This is a genomic window from Dellaglioa sp. CoH-57-MRSF-21 (assembly GCF_056781915.1).
Genome location: NZ_JBXAXU010000121.1, coordinates 1 through 343 on the forward strand (window position 1 = coordinate 1; position 343 = coordinate 343).

Annotated in this window: 1 protein-coding gene; it reads right to left on the reverse strand. The window is 53.1% G+C overall.

Going from position 1 to position 343, the window contains the following annotated elements:
* A partial coding sequence (locus tag AC1RPQ_RS08215; protein ID WP_481762296.1) for a hypothetical protein occupies window positions 1-248 on the reverse strand: 248 nt, incomplete at its 3' end.
* Window positions 249-343 lie beyond the last annotated feature (95 nt).

Consider the following 343-nt stretch of genomic DNA (forward strand, 5'->3'; position numbering starts at 1 on the left):
TCTCGAATGCGGGCCGCAATCAGAATTTTCTCTTCTGCATCAGACCAGCGCCGAGAAGTCTCACGAATAATTTTCCGTTTGCCGTTTTCCACCTCACATGGATCAGTCTTACAGTTGTCAAAATGCCATCGTGTCATCACAGCAGGCTTACCGGCCATGCCGCATTGCGGACATGTCACGGGGGTCAACGCGCGGAGGCCCTGACGAAGATTTTTCTTGTGCGCGTCAGTCATAACGCGGCCCTTCATGGTTGCTGCTATCTTATCCTTTTCATGCTGAGAACGTTTCCTACCGCGCAGGGTAGTGGCTCTCTTAGCTACAACCTCAGGCGCGTGCAGATGGG